7 protein-coding genes and 1 pseudogene are annotated in these 15,637 nt (G+C 47.2%); 3 read left to right on the top strand and 5 right to left on the bottom strand.

Translation table 11 applies throughout. The features are described from left to right. Positions 1-148: 148 nt before the first annotated feature. Entirely contained in the window at positions 149-1,852 is a 1,704-nt protein-coding gene (locus FIU95_RS11925; protein WP_172975387.1) for an HAD-IIIC family phosphatase, read from the bottom strand. Between the two features lie 1,006 nt (positions 1,853-2,858). On the opposite strand from FIU95_RS11925, the gene FIU95_RS11920 reads away from it, so the two are divergent. From FIU95_RS11920 to FIU95_RS11910, 3 genes are all read left to right on the top strand, one after another. Beyond that, positions 2,859-5,261 carry a TonB-dependent receptor gene (locus tag FIU95_RS11920; RefSeq protein WP_152453987.1) on the top strand — a complete coding sequence of 801 codons (2,403 nt, stop codon included), beginning with the start codon at positions 2,859-2,861 and terminating at the stop codon, positions 5,259-5,261. A gap of 303 nt (positions 5,262-5,564) precedes the next feature. After that, complete coding sequence (locus FIU95_RS11915) at positions 5,565-7,475, top strand: tetratricopeptide repeat-containing sulfotransferase family protein (RefSeq protein ID WP_152453986.1); 1,911 nt, start codon at positions 5,565-5,567, stop codon at positions 7,473-7,475. A 720-nt stretch (positions 7,476-8,195) separates the two neighbouring features. Further along, on the top strand, positions 8,196-10,520 hold the full coding sequence (locus tag FIU95_RS11910; protein WP_152453985.1) for a pre-peptidase C-terminal domain-containing protein: 2,325 nt from the start codon (positions 8,196-8,198) through the stop codon (positions 10,518-10,520). Positions 10,521-10,680: 160 nt separating this feature from the next. Here FIU95_RS11910 and FIU95_RS11905 read toward each other — a convergent pair. The 4 genes and pseudogenes from FIU95_RS11905 to FIU95_RS11890 form a co-directional block, all read right to left on the bottom strand. Beyond that, positions 10,681-11,163, bottom strand: a pseudogene (locus tag FIU95_RS11905) (NADAR family protein); the annotation flags it as partial. 73 nt (positions 11,164-11,236) lie between these two features. Next, positions 11,237-12,375 (bottom strand): IS3 family transposase gene (locus FIU95_RS11900; RefSeq protein WP_152453787.1). Its coding sequence is split into 2 segments (ribosomal slippage): positions 11,237-12,126 and positions 12,126-12,375, totalling 1,140 coding nucleotides; the frame shifts between segments, so codons are not numbered across the junction. Positions 12,376-12,673: 298 nt separating this feature from the next. Next, complete coding sequence (locus FIU95_RS11895; protein ID WP_152453984.1) at positions 12,674-14,326, bottom strand: amidohydrolase; 1,653 nt, start codon at positions 14,324-14,326, stop codon at positions 12,674-12,676. Positions 14,327-14,436: 110 nt separating this feature from the next. Then, positions 14,437-15,600: a PQQ-dependent sugar dehydrogenase gene (locus tag FIU95_RS11890; protein ID WP_152453983.1), complete on the bottom strand. Its 1,164-nt coding sequence runs from the start codon at positions 15,598-15,600 to the stop codon at positions 14,437-14,439. Positions 15,601-15,637: the final 37 nt, after the last annotated feature.

Genomic DNA, 15,637 nt, shown 5'->3' with positions numbered 1-15,637 from the left:
CAGTAATATTTTGAATTAGTATCATTACCCATAGTGAGAGTATTTAATTACACCTTTACCGGTGTACCGATGGTTTCAGGCTGGGTGGACTGAAAGAGAATAGAGGGGGATGTAAGACGGTTTTTAAGTGCTGTTGTAGAGTTTTTAGTTAATGGCTTAATTTTTTAATTTTTTCATGATCGCTAAAAATATAAGTTAATCCAGTATGGGGGTCTATATATCCCTGCTTAGGTTCTATGTGTTGAAGAAAAGCGCCTGTTTTGGTGAGGCTTAATAGGATATGGCGTGGGTTGTTTGGGTCGCCCTCAAGATGGTAGTCTTCAATTTTGCAGCAGACTCCAAAAGTTTCCTTAAGGTATTCGAATGATAATCGCCACTTGTCAATTGGATATTCATGTGCTGGAAAGTTAAAGGGTACACTGACAAACGCCTGACCTGAAACCTTGAGAATTCGCAATAGTTCGTTAATCACTCTCCAATAATGCTCAGTATGCTCAAGAAGCTCGGTGCAGATAATATAATCAACGGATTCCGCTTTATAAATATCGTTTAGGTTTTCTGCATTGGCGACGATATTGAATCCATAGTCTTCGATATCGACAAGGTCATACTTTGTGTTTATGGCCTGTAAGTGCTTAAAGAGCTTATTGGTAACAGCTACACCTAGTGTTTCGCCTTGCCCTGAGCCCAATAGAACCACGTGAGAGCTTGCTGGTATCTTATTCCACTCCCGATTTAAGAAATAATTTCTAATAGCCGGAACGCCAAAATAATCGTAGTCTACTTCAGCGTCTTCATCGGATTTGATCCAGGGTACAGAGATCTCCTTGAATTGATCCCTCTTTAAGGAATAGGTAGAGTTTAAATTATCTTGGCGCTTTAACTTAAAGTGAAATTTTTTAAGTAATTCAAAGATCCTGGTATTGGTTTTAGTGCGCCTTACTAGAATTTCCACTTTCTTAGAATATTTGAACCACTTTTTTAGCAGTTCATTTAGAATCTTTCCTTCAAAATCGCCAAAACTGATCATACTGCAAGAAATGGTGCCATTGTTGACAATGGATGCTGGCCCATTAGTGACTACTGTAAATGCAGCCTGTATCCCAAGGGATTCTCCTCCATCTTTAACAGAAACAGAATAAATCCTCCCTCCAGATTCGACTATTCCTTGTATATAAGCGATTGACTCCTCAATTGAGGGTAGTTGTCGTGGGTTAAAGTTTAATCGATTTGTTCTAAAGAACAGCTCAGCAACTCTGGAAAATTCTTCTTCATTGGCTGGGGAGCCAATTTGTATCGAGCGATTTCTTGAGAATAGGAATTCCTTGTCAGATTTATCAAAGTGAGCTCTGGCATCAAAAAAATTGAGTGCGTGACGATACTTTTTGTATCGGTCTTTGATGCTCCTTTCAGTGGAGATGGGATTTTTAAGGTATGGGTTTTCTTGAAGTAAATGCCATTCTTTGAAATCCAGTACATAAAGGTCTGGAAATGCGGCCTGCGCATCACTTCTTTCCAGTGGGTTGTCATCTATAAAGACTGTATGGGAGGCCTTAAGAGAGAGCTGTTGAAATAGCGCGTGTATATTGTCCGTTTTAGGCTGCCAGTTGGCAATGACGGTCAAAAAAATTTCTTTATTGATATTCAGTTTTCGAAATGCCGCCTGCACATCACTCCTATCGTTTTTACTTATCCCGATGATGACAACACCCTTTCTGTAGAGATCAACAAGATAATGATAGTAATCAGAATTAAGGCGAGGTATTTCTTTTTCTGCAACGGAGCCCTGCCAAAGAGTCCCATCAAAGTCGGTAATTAAATTCTTTATTTCGGCGGATTCGAATTTTTTCATGTGCCAAGCTCTACAAAGAAAAGTAGGCATGTCGACTAATAGGCTAGCGCCATAGGGCAAGCATTGTTTTGGGCGCTGCCATACTGCTAGTGATGGGGTGGAGTTTCACGATTAAAAGCGATTTCCTCCTTTTTTATGTGTATTTTTGATAAGAAATCAAGCTTAGCATATTTTATATAGATTGCTTTTATAAGTTGAAAAAGCCGACTGCATAATCAGTTCCAGGTGATCTCGGTTGCTTAGAGGGTAATCTTAAATAGGAAGCTAGTTAATGGAATATGGGGGATCAAATACCGTCTTTGAAGCGTTGACCCAGGCCGATATCAACGGTGTTTTGTTAGACTGTGATCTCCCTATCGAAGTGTTATTTCTTGAAGGTAGCTCCCGATCTAGAAAAAAGATAAGCAGCTTTACCTCTGGGAATTGACTCTTTTCCTATTGGTGGCTACTGGGTTCTGATTGTTCGCAAGGCGTTAATAGCAGTTGATTATTTATAGGGCCCTTTCCATTCGTTGTCCTGCTTGTAGAGGTGGCCACATGAGAGCAGGTTCTAAAAGCGTGCTTGTAGCAAGTCCTGTCCACTCGCTCGCTTCCCAGTCCCAGTCCCAACCCAGTTAGATCTTTCGCAAGCGGCTGTTGATATTGGGGCGATACTCTAAGTGATTTAAATATTAGATATCAAAATATTACACCCCTAAAAATTTATTTGCTGCCAGTCGTTACCAATTTTCTCCATCGGGGCTTTTTTGGTTAAAAAACATACCAACTTTATATTTCTAAGGGTTTTGTATAGAATTCCGTCCAAAATTTATACTTATGATCCCACTTTCATCTATCTAGGCCTTCCTGTGATAGTTAGAACAGTGTGAGTCTGTTTATTTCAAAGATCATATTTCCGAAAAAATAATTACAGCACTAAGCAAATGGGTATGGTTGCCAAAGGAGTTGTCAGCCTCTGCTTAGGGCACTGGGTAAGCATAATTCGAAGTCAATTAAGGAGATTTCTGTGTTTGAGAAAAGCAAGCTGCACAGCGCGGTGCTGGCTGCAGGAGCGGCGGTATTGGCCCACCAACCGGTATTTGCCGAGTCCAGGCAAATCGAGGAAGTAACTGTTACGGCTACCAAGCGCGCTGAAAGCGCGCAGGATATCCCGGTAACCGTGCAGGCTCTGGGCGAAGAAAGCTTGAAGGACCTGAATGTCTCTAACTTTGATGACTATATTCGCTTTATGCCCAATGTGACTGCCGGGGGGCGTGGGCCCGGGCAATCTTCTATTTACATTCGCGGTATGGCGACCGAAACCATTGCCACCCAGCTGTCTCAGGCCAATGGAACCGCACCCAATGTTGCGCTCTATCTGGATGAGTCGCCAGTGAGTATTGGTGGCAGGAATTTGGATGTCTATGTCACCGATATTGAGCGTGTCGAAGTTTTGAAAGGCCCGCAGGGCACCCTGTTTGGGGCCAGCTCCCAAGCGGGTACCGTACGTTTGATCACCAATAAACCACAGCTGGACGAGTTCGATCTCAGTATAGAAGCGGGGTTGGCGACCACTAAGGATGGCGAGCTGTCCGATAGTTTGGAAACCATGATCAACCTGCCTTTGATTGAGGATAAGCTGGCTGTGCGCGTAGCGGCCTATCAATCCAATGAAGGCGGTTATATCGATAATGTGGCCGGTACTTACACTCCCGATGCTTCCGTTAATCCAGCTTGGGAGGGGCTGCCGGTTGTGAGCGCTTCCAGTGAAGCGCTGGTAGAGGAAGACTTTAACGATTCCAGTTACAAAGGGGTTCGCTTAGGGGTGAACTATGTGATCAGTGATGACTGGTCTCTGCTGGTGCAGCACACTCATCAAGATCTGGAAGCTGATGGGGTGTTTGACCATGACCCGGAAGAAGTTGGAGATCTGGAAGTAAACCGATTCTACGACGATACCCTGGAAGACAGCTTTGATCTGACAAGTTGGACTCTTGAAGGGCGCCTGGCGGCTTTGGATATCGTGTATACTGGTGCCTACCTCGATCGCGAGGTGGAGCAATCTATGGACTACACCGGTTACAACGATGTGGGCAACTATGCGGCCTACTACACCTGTAACTATGTGGACACTTGCTACGATCCCACAAAGGGCTATGTGGGCTTTATGGAAAATACCCGCACCAGTCACGAGCTGCGTCTGTCCACGCCGCAGGAATACGCTCTGCGCCTTACGGTAGGTGCTTTTTATGAGGATATCGAAATCCTCGACCGGGGCAATTTTGATTATCAGTCCATTTTGGAATTGGGCTTCCCGCAAAACTATCCGCGCGGTTGGTCTCCGGACTCCACTGATCCGGTGAAATCCACTGCTATCGACCCGAACGCTCGCCCGGAAGGGGTGGCTTTCTTTAACGATATTACCCGCAGAGAAGAGCAGCTGGCCTTTTTTGGTGAGCTGACCTATGACATCACCGACCAGCTCAGTGCCACAGTTGGTCTGCGTCATTACGATATCGATGTGGAGTTGTTGGGCTCCGCGAACTCCTCGTTTGGCAATGCAGGCGGTATTGACCTGGATATGTACGGCGATAACCTGGACTCCAAGTGGCAGGAGACCGGTATCGATGTCCCCATGAATGAGAGTGATGTCATTACCAAATTCACCCTCAGCTATAGACCTACAGATAATGTAATGCTCTATGCAACCTACTCGGAGGGCTTCCGCCCGCCCGCTTACAACCGTGGCGGCGGCAATGGCAATGAGACGACGGTAGTACCCTATACCATCAGTACCGATACCGTAGATAACTACGAAGCGGGCTGGAAAACGACTCTCTTGGATCAGAGCCTTCAATTTAACGGTAGCGCTTATTTCGTAGAGTGGAGAGATATTCAAACTGCGGTATTTGATCCCGATGTCTACTTCCTGTTCTATCTCGACAATGCCCTGGATGCGGAAATCCGTGGGCTTGAGATGGATGTGACCTGGCTGCCAATTGATAACCTCCAGCTTATCGGCGCTATGTCTTACAACGATACCGAAATTACCGATGTGCTAGGCAGTGCGGTTAACGTGGCTCCTGAAGGCAGTGAACTGGCCCTGTCTCCACCTCTGCAGATGAATCTGCGTGCTCGTTACGAGTGGGATCTGGCCAGCTTCGGTGCTTACTGGCAGGCGGGCGTTTCTTATAGCGATGAAGCCTGGAGTTCTATTGTGATCGATCCGAACGACCGATTTAAGCAAGACTCTTACACTACCGTGGATGCGTCTTTCGGTTTGCGCGAGGAGCATTGGGGTACAGAGCTCTACGTTGAGAATCTCACCGACGAGCGCGCGGAATTGTTTATCAATACCCTGGATAATTCCAAGCGCATCACCACCAATCGCCCGCGTACTGTGGGTTTGCGCGTGTCGTATGACTTCTGAGGGATTGTAAGTCTCTTTAGTGATTAGCCCGATAGCGGGGCGGCTAGATTCCGCTCCGCTGTCGTGGATAAATTATTGGTGAAGTTGCATCAATGCCATTTCATAAATCCTGTTGAGTTCCCCCTGCTACGTTGGTGGTCGGTGTAGCGGCTCGCATTTTTACGGCTTAGAGAGAAAAATCTTTTGTCATCGCAGTCTAATTCTTCGCAATCCGAAACTTCTCCGTTGCAGGGTGGCCAAACCGAACTCAGTCAAAAAATCCGTAGCGCTCTGAAGCAGAAAAGTTTCTCTGCCGCGGCGTCCATGGCAAAAGAGTTGGTGGAGCAATACCCCAGCGACATTGAGGGTTACTACCTACTGGCGGTTAGCCTAAGGTATTCGGGTGAGATTGACGGCGCCCTGGCGACCCTTGGGCAATTGTTGGAGCGAGATGGTAGTCATGCTCGAGCGTATCAGGAGTGCGGCCATAACTTTTCGGCGCAGGAAAATTTTGCCGAACAGGTACGCGCTTACCGTCGCGCCCTGGAGTTAAACCCGGCACTGTATGCCAGCTGGAAAGGGTTGGCGCTCGGCTTGCGCGCCCAAGGCAAGGAGGCCGATGCCTTACAGGCCCTACACCAGTTCCAACGATTGCAGAACCTGCCGCCTACACTACTGAGTGCCGCGAGCCTGATGTATGAGAAAAAACTTCATAAGGCCGAACAGCTTTGCCGGAGTTTTTTACAGAAAAACAAGCACCATCCGGAAGCTATGCGCCTGCTGGCGTTGATCGGCGCTGAATTGGGGGTGCTAGATGATGCCGACTTCTTACTTGAAAGCTGTCTGGAGCTGCACCCTGATTTTCACCAGGCGCGCTTCGACTATATCGGTGTGCTGCGCAAGCGGCAGAAGTTTGCTGCGGCGCTGGAACAGGCCCGCCACTTGCGAGCAGGCCAGGGGGGGCGCCAAAGCGATATACTTTTCGCCACACAAAGCGCCATGGTGGGTGATTATCAGACTGCCTTAGAGATTTATGATTGTGTGGTAGCCGAGGCCCCAGATCTGCACGGGGTGCATTTGCAGCGAGGGCACACTTTAAAAACCGTGGGGGAAGCAGGGCAGGCCATCGAGGCCTATCGGGATGCCTATCGGGCCAAGCCGGACTTTGGAGATGCCTATTGGAGTCTGGCCAATATGAAAACTTACCGCTTTACCGATGCCGAAATCGACAGTATGCGGGAGCTGCAAGGCTTGCCAGATATAGCGCGTGACGATCGCTACCACCTCTGTTTTGCATTGGGCAAAGCTCTGGAGGATCGCGCAGATTATTCTGGTTCTTTCTCCTGGTATGAACAAGGTAATGCACTCAAGCAACAGGAGTGTCAGTACAGCATCGAACAAAACCGCAGGGATACCGACTTGCAAATTGCTCACTGCAACTCCGAGCTTTTTGCCAGGAATGCTTCCTCTGGCTGTGATGCTCCTGACCCCATTTTTATTGTGGGCCTGCCCCGAGCAGGATCGACGCTGCTGGAGCAGATTCTCGCCTCGCATCCCCAAGTGGATGGCACTTTTGAATTGCACAATATTATGGCTGCGGTTCAACGCCTAAAGGGGCGTGGTCAAGCTGGCGAGCAGGCACGCTACCCCGCAGTCTTGCATGAATTAAGTGCGGATCAGCTGAGGCAGATTGGTCAGCGCTATCTGGAAGAGGCCGTTATTCATCGCGGCCAAGCTCCACTGTTTATCGACAAGATGCCGAATAATTTTCGTCATATTGGCTTGATTCAGTTGATTCTGCCAAATGCAAAAATTATCGATGCCCGTCGCCATCCCATGGCTTGTTGTTTCAGTGGCTTTAAGCAGCTATTTGCGGAAGGGCAGGAGTTCACCTATGGCATGGAGCAAGTGGGTGAGCACTATCGGGATTATGTGCGCCTGATGGATCACTGGGACAGGGTGCTACCGGGCAAGGTGCTTCGTGTGCACTATGAATCGGTCGTTGAAGATCTGGAAGGGCAGGTGCGGCGACTCCTGGATTTTTGTGGACTGCCATTTGCCGAAGAGTGCCTGCAGTTTCATCGTACGGATCGCGCCGTTCGTACTCCAAGCGCTGAGCAGGTGCGCCAGCCCATTTACCGTAGTGGCACTGAGCAGTGGAAGCACTTTGAAGCGGACTTGGAACCATTGCGCAGGGTTTTATCTGGCGAGCTGGAACGTTACGGAAAATGGTGAGTGGGGGCTGGGTTTGTCCGGTATAGCATCCATTCCTAGCGCGCCACCTCTTAGTGCCCTTGATGGGTTGCCCAACTTTTTGCTAACTCTATTTCACATTCCTTCGAAGTTGCGACAGAATTTGTTGGTGAGCTGATTTCATCAGGTGTGCTTTTTTCGGCCGAGTGGGAATGTCAAGTGGGGACAGGGCCTTAGGATGGATATCCTAAGGCTCATATAACCTGTCTGCATTTCTGGTTGTGTAATCGTTAAAATCCCCCGATATTCTGTCGAAATCCTCGTCTCTATTTATAGCCATTATTTCTTTTGAATGGTATTTCTCTCCCAAGGGTTTGGGTTTTCATGTAAACATTTTCCTTGATGGTGCTTGTGAGCATCTGTCAATGCACTTTGAAATAGTTTCTTGCAAAAGCAATCTCCGTATTGGCGTTTAGCTTGGCCTTGGAATAGTTAACTGCTTTCGTACCATCTTTTTGGGGGCTAGGTTAATTCCGAATGAATGAGTTCAAGTCAAATTGAATTGTCTGAAATATGGCCCTGTTATTGCTGATTTTGTCTTGCGGGAATGTTTCGGTTCTTGTAAGTGAAATACTTCAGTAATAATCAATTCATAATGAAAAAAAATTCTTCTATTGCAGATGATTTTTAAACCTTCTTTGCTTGATTTTCTATCGACCCAAAAACTTAAAGTCTGTATTCTTGCCGGCGTCGACGTGGTCCATGGAAATTTTTGATTTAGATCAAGTGAGTACGTCGTCTTTCAAAACCTTGAACACCAGATTAGGTTATAAATCCGTAAATTTTCAGAGAAGGAACATGAAAATGAAAAAATTAACCGGTGCAGTGCTGGGGGTTTCCACAAGTTTGGCCTTGATGGGTCAATCAGCCCTGGCTTCAAGTCAGCTAGAGAATCCTAGTATTCCGAGCTTCACTGCAAGTGAATTTGCGCAACTGGAAGAGCAATTCACAGCAAAAAGAGTGATGGTCGATGGCAAACTCTATCAGTTAACTGGTGACATGCTGGAGCTGGTTCAACAGGGATCTGAGCAAGTAGGTATCATGTCAGCCTTTGAGCTATCAGCAAATAAATGGCCTGAAGGTATTGTCTATTATGATTTCTATGGGGATGTAACGGCAGAAAACCGCCTACGCTTCTTAGAAGCCACCAGGGTTTGGGAAGAAGTTGCAGACTTAAAGTTTGTGCAACGCACGGATCAAGCTAATTATATCTATGTGCGTAATGGCAGCGAAAACCGCTCTATGGTTGGAATGTCCGGCGGTGGGCAGTTTTTCAGTATGAACAACTGGGATGAGAAGTATATTATTGTTCACGAACTGGGCCACGCAATTGGTATGAGGCATGAACAACAGCGTTCGGATCGTGATCAATATGTGATGATCCTTGAAGAAAATATAAAGCCCGCATATATCTACAACTTTGATATTCGTCAATCACACAATTACAGTGAATATGACTTCCTGTCTGTGATGCACTATCCCTCCAGGGCATATAGCGTTAATGGGGATGCAACTATTGTCCCAAAGAAAGGCTATGAGCAATATGATGGCATTGTGGGGCAACGTTTCGACCTCGGAGCTGGTGATCAGGTGGGGGCGGCTTCCCACTACGGCGCAGTGAATATCAATATTCCTGATCCGGCATTTAAGTCTTATCTACTTGCCTATTTTGATAGCGATAACGACGGTGAAATTAGCAGTTTAGAGGCTGCAAAAGTTGAGGAAATCCAGACTCCTGGGAATGGTGAAATTCAGTCGCTGCAGGGTATCCATCTATTTCGATATCTAAAACATCTGACCGCGGTCAATGAAAACCTGACGGAGATTCCAGAGCTGCCCAAACGCTTGGAATCCTTGAATTTTGCCGGCAACTATTTAGACGCAGCAAAATTTGAGTGGGTATTGGATAAGCCCTTCCTGAAAGATGTGGATGTTACCAATAATCTATTGGATGTTTACTCTTGTGAAATGCTCACCCTAATTAATGGTGTGATAAAAGGTGGCAATATCCAATACAGCCCGGTTAAAGGTGGTGGCACATTCATTTGTGATGAGGAGGCGGAGCGAACGCTAATTTCGGGTAAACCTAGGGTCGATTTAAGGGCTAAAGGTGAAAAGCTATTCCATATTGATGTCCCTGAAAATGCTCAAAAGTTGACTGTTCAAACAGAAGAGTCGGGAACGGGCGGCGAGATGAATGTTTATGTCGCTTACAACCGTCAGCCCAGTACCACAGATTTTGATTTCAGTTCAGAAAATGCCGGTAACATCGAAAATATACAGATTGCTTCGCCAGAGCAAGGCCGCTGGTATGTACTGTTATCACCGGTCGAGCGTTCTTTTGAAGGTGTCGATTTGACTGCGACTCTGGATTTGGGTGGAGAGCCAGCTAATGAGCTTGTTAATCAACAGCAGATTGCCGGATTGGCTGCCGCTACTGGAGAAGCATTGCATTTCACCCTGACCGTTCCAGAAAATGCTTCTGACCTAAAGTTTGTAATGACTGGCGGCACTGGGGATGCGGATCTTTACGTGCGCTTTGGAGAGAAACCAACAGAATCAGTCTATGATTATCGTCCCTATTTAGGTGGTAATGAAGAGGCCGTCTCAATCGCCAATCCGAAAGCGGGTGTATGGCACGTTATGCTGTTGGGCTATACGGATTTTGAAGATGTTTCTTTGATGGGCTCTTTCACGGAGTCTACATCTGAGTTCCTATTAACAGGAGAGACAATCGCAGATTTGGATGGTAAGGCGGGTGAGATGCTCACTTTTAAGGTGCAGGTGCCAGAGGGCGCAGCTAAGCTTTCCATTGCGACTGGGCCATCATTTATTGGTTCTCTCGGTGATGCCGACTTGTATATCAAGTATGGCGAACAAGTCTCGGCAACCAATGCGGATTATTACTCTGAAAACTGGAGCAGCCATGAATCTATTGATGTGAATGCGCCTCAAGCAGGTATCTGGTATGTGGCTGTTTATGGTTACACTGACTTTGAAAATCTCTGGTTAAGTGTTGATTACTAACACCTAGCAGGTAGTTAGTTTATGGGTAATGGAGAGGTTTAATTTAAAATAACTCCATTGCCCGTTTTCAATTTTTTTGGAAGCTACTTTACTTTAAGTTGACTTTGAGTTTTTTAAAGCTTGCTATGCAAATGCGCAAGCCTGATAACAATTAAGTGTGTTAAGCAGGAGAAAGACGAAGCTTATCTCTCACTTCCATAAGCGCAAAGCCTAAAAGGTTGAGACCTTTCCAGGTGTTCGGGTCTTGTGCTTTTGGACTGTCTTGCGCCAAGCCAATCCCCCAAATATTATCGACAGGACTGGCCTCCACTAAGACCCTGTTCTCTGTATTAAGCAGAAACTCCTTTAGTTCAATGTTTTGGGAGAACTTGGCAAGGTTGGCATTAACCACTATATCGAATCGCTTCTTATCCCACATATTCTGGTTAAAACCAACAACCTGCCGACCTATGCTCTTGGCTTCGCCCGGATTGGGTGAAGCCAAAATTTTTTTACATGCATTGCTATCCCCAAAGAGTTTGGCCTTGTGATACATCATGTAGTGTTCAGCTGTAATAAAATGATGTCCTTCTTCTTTGAATTTGGAGTCGTACCATTGGCTAAAGCAGCTCTTAGAGACTTGCTTTCCTTTTTCTTGATGCCCCCAAAAGTAGAGATACTTAACCTTATTTCCTTTATTTACAAAGTGTTGTGGTCAAGTCTAACCGGACACCTCTTTAAGCACATTTTTCAAATTCGATAGGGGTTATATACTCCAGTGATGAATGTATCCTGCGTGAGTTGTAATAAGCAATATAGGCCCTCACATCGGCTATCGCATCTTCCCTTGTCGGATAGATATTTCCCGTCAGCCATTCTCGTTTTAGGCTGCTAAAAAAGCGTTCAGTCGGTGCATTGTCCCAACAATTTCCCTTGCGGCTCATTGAGCACACCATACCATGCTGTTTCAACTGCGCTTGGTAGGTATGGCTGGCATACTGACTGCCTCGATCAGAGTGGTGTAGAAGACCCTTTGGCGGTGTACGCAAATTAACAGCCATCATCAATGCACGACTTACCAGGGCCGTTTCCATCTGGCGATCTAGATGCCAACCAACAATCCTACGTGAATAGAGATCAATCACTACCGCCAAATACAGCCAGCCCTGTGCAGTCCAGATGTACGTGATATCAGTAGTCCAAACTTGATTTTTAACACTTGGTGAGAACTCCCTATTCAAAAGGTTTTCCGCGGTAGGTAGTTGGTGTTTGCTGTCTGTCGTCAGTGTAAATCGCTTCTTGCGTTTTACTCTCAAACCTAGCTTTTTCATTAGTTTGCGGACACGATAGCGACCAATTTTAAAGCCTTCTTTGCGTAACAGTTTCATTAACCGACGGCTTCCGAGACTCTGTCGAGATTCAGAAAATAAGGCCTTCAAACGATGGCATAGTTTCCATGTCTGGCTATCTATTGAGCTATTACTACGCTGATACCACCCGTAATAGCTACTCTTATTTACCTGCATCACTCGGCAGAGTGTCCTAACTGGAAAGCTGCCTTGCTGTTCTTTAATAAAGTTGTACTTTACTTCATTTCTTTCGCAAAGAAAGCGCTGGCCTTTTTTAGGATTTCTTTCTCCATCCGCAACTGCTTGTTTTCGCGTCGTAACCGGTCCAATTCTGCGCGCTCGCCGACATCCAGCCTTTCTCCGCTCTCTTCCTGCTTCAGCTCTTTTATCCAGCGTCGCAGATTGTTGGCAGTGGTTCCTACAGCCTCTGCGGCTTTAGAAATAGAATATCCCTGCTCAGAGACCAGGGCTACGGCGTCTTTCTTGAACTCCGGCTTGAATTGCCGGCGTGTACCTTTCGTTGTCATACATCACCTCGCTTGGTGTTTTTACCATCTTAGCGAAGTGTCCGGAAGTATTAGACCACTACAAAGTCGATAAGTTGGTCTCTTGATTTAATATTCATTTTTCCTCTGACTGCTGACTTCTGGATTTCTCATGCCAGAATCTAAGTGCAATGAGTTGGCCAATTAACTACTGAGAACTCACTTTTTAAGGGTATTGTATGCAACCTGGGCTTTGATGGGGCCCAGATTGCATACTTATTAATAGAGGTTTACAAAAAAGCACCGAGTAATTTATAGGGAGGTAATAGTGGCAAACCAATTATAAATTTCGTTGGTAAACCTTTTCTCCCTCAACCCAAGTCTGCAAAACTTGTACCTGCCAGATCTCTTGTGGATCTATTTCAAAAATATTCTTATCAATCAGGATAAAATCGGCAAATTTACCGGGTTGTAGATTGCCGATTACTTTCTCCTGATGGCTGGCGTAGGCAGCGTCCAGGGTAAATGCGCGCAGAGCCTGTTCTAAAGTCATCGCTTCTTCGGTGCGCCAGCCTTTGCTGGGATTGCCCTGGCGATCGCGACGGGTCACTGCGGCGTGAAGGCCAAACAGGGGATTGGCGGGTTCAACCGGGAAGTCGGAGCCGGCAGCGATGGGAGTGCCCTGATTAAGGAGTGTTTGCCAGGCGTAGGCGCCGATCAGGCGTTTATCACCAAGGCGGTCACCCGCCATATTTTTGTCGCTAGTGGCGTGGGTGGGCTGCATGGAGGCTATTAGGTGGAGTTGGGCAAAGCGAGGGATATCCTTTGCTTCAATGACCTGCGCATGCTCTACGCGGTGACGATATTCTTGCTGGCTTTTCTTTTTATTCAAGGTTTCAAGATGATCGAGCACTATATGGTTGGCTCTATCGCCAATCGCATGTACGTTCACCTGGAAATTATTATCAGTTGCCAGCTTGAGTAGAGATAGCATTTTGCTCTCTGGATAGAGCAGTAGACCATTTTCCTGAGGGCGGTCGTGATAGGGTTCCAGCAACGCCGCGCCACGGCTACCCAGGGCGCCATCGGCAGATAATTTAATGCTGCGCATATAGAGTCGCGCTTCGGGGTTGCCGATATGGCCAGCTTTCAGCAACTTGGCATAGTTGTGGCTATCGACTGACAGCATCGGGTACACCCGCATCGGGATGGCATTTTCCTCGGCCAACTCCCGATAGGCTTTGAGAGTTTGCTCCTTGATACCCGCATCGTGCACACTGGTCAGCCCCAAAGAAAGCGTTGTAGCAAAGGCATTCTGTAGGGATTTTTTCTCTTGGGTCAGAGTGGGAGAGGGGACTGCCTTTTGTAACAGGCTCATGGCATTGTCAATTAAGATTCCTGTGGGCTCGCCCTTGCTATCCCGCAGAATGTCACCGCCCTCGGGGGCCTGGGTACTCTTGTCGATACCGGCAAGAAGTAGAGCCTTCGAGTTGGCCCAGCCTGCGTGGCCGTCAACCCGGCGCAACCAGATGGGGTGATCGATCTCCAGGGCATCCAGTTGCTCCCGGCTGGGGAATTGCTTGCCGGGCCAGGTAACCTGGTTCCAGCCGCGCCCGAGCAGCCATTGGCCTGGTTCCAGCCCCTCAGCATGGCGCTTTATCGCCGCGAGAGAACCTTCCAGAGACTGGTCGCGCAGATCCAGTAACTCATTGAGTTGCCCCAGGCCTAACATATGTCCGTGAGCATCAATCAGGCCGGGTAGCAGAGTCTTGCCTTTGGCATCCACTCTCTCGGCATCGGGATACTTTTTATCCAGTTCGGCAATATTGCCAGTTCCCAGCACCTTGCCCTGGTCGAAGGCCATGGCAGAGAACTGAATAAGCGCTTTATCCGTAGTTTGATAGCCTGAGAAGTTGTGGATGAGTGTTACTGCCTGAGAGCTGATAGAAGTGGCGGTGAGTAGTGTCACCGCCAGAGCTTGGGCTAGACGCATGGTGGAGTGCCTTGTTGTTCTCGTCGCCGACCATTCTATGGTGGCTTCATACCCCCTGAAAAGTAGATTAAAAGATTGCTGGTCTAATGAGTGCAGGAGTAGGGGGCTGTTTACTGATCGGGCTCTATACGAAGTAAATGGCCCTGGGGTCCATCGGTGATGATATAGAGATTGCCATCTGCTCCGATTTCAGCATCGCGAACCCGCTCACCGATAACAATTCTTCTCTCAACATTCAGCGGATCCCCTTGCGGATTGATTACCCGCAGGTCTTGGGTGACCAGGCCAGCGGAAAGGAGGTGTCCACGCCACTGTGGAAATGCTGTGCCGGTATAAACTGTGAGACCGCCGGGGGCATGGGTATCAATCCAGGCAAGGAAAGGAGAGGTAAATTCTGGGCTGGCAATTTTGAAAGAGATGTTGGACCCATCTCGATAATCCCTACCAAAGGTTACTCTGGGCCAGCCGTAGTTAGCCCCTTTTTGGACTTGGTTTAATTCGTCTCCAGCTGCAGGACCATGCTCTGAGGACCAGATAACCTGGCTTTCAGGGTCGATAGCAAGCCCCTGAGGATTGCGGTGGCCAAAACTCCAAATCTCTGGGAGAGCGCCTTTGGTATTTACAAAGGGGTTGTCATCAGGTACTGAACCATCAGATTTAATACGGATTATTGAGCCAAAGTGTGTTTGTAGATTTTGACCCTGCTCACGGGCAAAGACGTCGAGAAAATCCTGTGGCGGATTACCGCCGTCCCCAATACTGGCCAGCAGGGTACCGTCAGGGAGAAAGGCAAATCTCGAACCAAAATGCGCGCTATTCTTTTTACCTTGAGCTGCCTTGAATATCTCTTGAAAGTCAACCAGCTGGCCACTTTGCCATCTTCCTCTGCCAATAGTTAGGCGGTTACTTTCGGTATTGCCACTAGCGTAACTGAAATACAGTAGCTGATCTTTGTCAAAGTTTGGGCTGGCTATTACATCCAGAAGCCCTCCCTGTCCCTCAAAGAAAACCTGCGCTGGAAAATCAATCGCCTCGGAAAGGGTATTGTTGGTTATAGTGCGTAGCTTACCATCTCGTTGAGTAATGATTAGAGAACCATTAGGAAGCAAGGCTATACCCCATGGATATGGAATAGGGCCTGCGACCTTACTAATCTTAATTTTGTCGATTACGGGGATCGCGCCCCGGGATAGAAAAGTATCAGCGAGGCTTGTAGCAGAGATGACTGCGCAAATGAACGCTAATAATATTGTATAAAAAGAGATCCTTCTCACTTTAGGTGACCCTTGAGGTAGGTGGGTGTGCCTAACA

The organism is Microbulbifer sp. THAF38 (assembly GCF_009363535.1).
Lineage (GTDB): Bacteria > Pseudomonadota > Gammaproteobacteria > Pseudomonadales > Cellvibrionaceae > Microbulbifer.
The sequence above is the reverse complement of the archived record's forward strand: the minus strand, read 5'-3'. Positions and strand labels throughout refer to the sequence as shown.

Coding starts and splice junctions, on each gene's coding strand:
- FIU95_RS11925 (WP_172975387.1), bottom strand. CDS start 1,852: ATGAAAAAATTCGAATCCGCCGAAATAAAGAATTTAATTACCGACTTT.
- FIU95_RS11915 (WP_152453986.1), top strand. CDS start 5,565: ATGGCAAAAGAGTTGGTGGAGCAATACCCCAGCGACATTGAGGGTTAC.
- FIU95_RS11910 (WP_152453985.1), top strand. CDS start 8,196: ATGGAAATTTTTGATTTAGATCAAGTGAGTACGTCGTCTTTCAAAACC.
- FIU95_RS11895 (WP_152453984.1), bottom strand. CDS start 14,326: ATGCGTCTAGCCCAAGCTCTGGCGGTGACACTACTCACCGCCACTTCT.